This window comes from Anaplasma marginale str. Florida (assembly GCF_000215485.1).
Lineage (GTDB): Bacteria > Pseudomonadota > Alphaproteobacteria > Rickettsiales > Anaplasmataceae > Anaplasma > Anaplasma marginale.
Genome location: NZ_AFMS01000069.1, coordinates 1 through 2,385, shown reverse-complemented (window position 1 = coordinate 2,385; position 2,385 = coordinate 1). Strand labels below are relative to the sequence as shown.

The window sequence follows — 2,385 nt, the reverse complement described above, 5'->3', positions numbered from 1 at the left end:
TTCATCGTGTAGCGACTTTGCAGTTAGCGGGTCTAGCGAGAGATTGAACTGATCGTACCATCGGAAATCAAACCTTGCCTGGCTCAGCGCGTAATCTCTAGCATAGGCGGATGGATTTCCTTTTGCCAGATCAGCGGCGTGTGCCGCAATTTTATAGGATATCACCCCCGCTTTTACGTCATCAATATTCGGCAGCCCTAAGTGCTCTTTTGGAGTTACGTAACACAGCATCGCAGTGCCGTACCACCCGATCATCGCTGCGCCTATAGCACTAGTGATATGGTCATAACCCGGTGCTATGTCAGTCGTGAGCGGGCCGAGGGTGTAAAATGGTGCCTCACTACAGAGGTGCAGTTGTTTTTCCATGTTCTCTTTTATGAGATGCATGGGCACATGTCCGGGGCCTTCAACCATTACCTGGCAACCATGGTGCCAAGCCACCTTGACCAGCTCCCCGAGGGTTTTCAGTTCCAGAAACTGTGCTTCATCGTTTGCATCGTCTATGGAGCCGGGCCTCAGCCCATCTCCCAAGGAAAAGGCAACATCGTAACTGCCCATGATTTCGCAGATCTCATCAAAATGTGTGTCAAAAAAATTCTCCTTGTTGTGCGCTAAGCACCACTGGGCCATAATAGCGCCGCCTCGGGAGACTATTCCTGTAACCCGACCGCGAGCATGCTTGATGTAGTCTTTCAGCACGCCGGCATGGATGGTAAAATAATCCACGCCTTGCTCCGCCTGTTCTATTATCGTCTCTTTGAAAACCTCGAAACTCAGATTCTCAACAACCCCTTTTACCTTGTTGAGTGCTTGATATATAGGCACCGTCCCTATGGGCACTGGGCTGTTTCTTATTATCCATTCTCTGATGTTGTGTATGTCACTCCCTGTGGACAAATCCATAACTGTGTCCGCTCCGTACGCGACGGCGAGCGCCATCTTTTTCACTTCTTCTTCAATGCCGGAAAGCACAGCTGAGTTCCCGATGTTGGCGTTTATTTTGACCAGAAAATTCCTTCCAATTACCATTGGTTCGGATTCTGGGTGATTAATGTTTGCCGGGATTATTGCCCTTCCTGCTGCTATCTCCTGCCTCACAAACTCCGGAGTGATCTCCTGGTGCGCAGCAGCCCCAGTTTCCGAAGAACCTACCTGCATGCGAAGCGCATTTTCGCGAATAGCTACGTATTCCATTTCTGGTGTTATAATGCCATTTTGGGCATAAAACAGCTGTGTGACCGGGCTACCTCCGGCAATTTTCCGCAGGACATTCTCTGCTGCTTTTTGATACCTAGTGCATGAACTCCCGCTGGGAACAAAACTTCTTTGCACGGGGGAAGTATCACGCCTGTTTTCGATCCAAGTGCTTCTTAACTTTCGTATGCCAGATTTGATATCCAGCTTGGCCTCGCGGTCAGTGTAGGGCCCGCCTGTATCGTATACAAGAAACTCAGACGTTCCGTTTTTTATGGCAACCTTACGCATTCCAACATTAACGTCAGAATACAAATTCCCACGCACGTACACTTTAGAGGATGACGGATATACTCCGGAATAATCCATAAAAAACCTAGAACTCGGGCGGAGTATATACCCTTTTGCATCGAGGCACAACACCCCTATGGCAGGGTGCCCATCTTTTTTAGGTTGTGAACAGCGATGAGTATCACACAAGTGGGTATGGTGTATATTGCAGGGGTGCACGCCGCCTTTCAGGCATGCCAGCCGGGTTTAGGATAGAACAGGCGTCACGCCTTCTTGTTTGTTCTCAATAGGATATAAAATGCGCCTTTTCCCCCATGTGCGGGAATTGCCTGCCTGTAGTAGAGCACCATATCAACTATGGAGTCCAGCTGTAACCACCTGTGTAAATTGCTTTTGATGCTGTTATTGCCGGAATTTTTGCTTCCCCATCCTGTGATAACGCGTATGCACCTGTGCCCAGATTGAAAACTGCTCTTTACAAACTCCACCAGACTATCACGTGCGGAGGCCTCGCTGTGTCCGTGCAGATCTATGACCTTATCTATCGGATACTTTCCCTTGTCAACTCTAGCCTTGGTTCCGGCATCTATACTGGAAAATAACCCATACTCTTCTGTGCAAGCATACAGGCCCGGCGACGATTGACGTTTTTGAACCTGTGCCCCAATGGCGCAAGCGCCTCCATTTTGAGTTAAAGCCGGGCTTTCCGTTGCTTGGGTGAGCGCCTGCCTCCCACGGCCACCAGCACAGCCTACGGGCCTGCTTATATCTGCTAGTTTCCTGCCAGCAGTGACCTTTTTCTTACCTTCGGCGATAGGGTGAGCGAGCTTAGCAACACTCCGCCACCACAAATCATCACCTGGACCGGAATCATCCGACTTATACTTATCCATAACAGGC

2 protein-coding genes are annotated in these 2,385 nt (G+C 49.6%); both read right to left on the bottom strand.

Features of this window, described 5'->3' with window-relative positions:
* Nucleotides 1–1,704 (bottom strand): phosphomethylpyrimidine synthase ThiC (gene thiC / locus GAC_RS01915; protein WP_037349161.1); only part of this gene is annotated, 1,704 nt, incomplete at its 3' end.
* Between the two features lie 44 nt (nt 1,705–1,748).
* Nucleotides 1,749–2,385: Smr/MutS family protein (locus GAC_RS01910; protein WP_241760115.1), on the bottom strand; the 637-nt coding region annotated here is incomplete at its 5' end.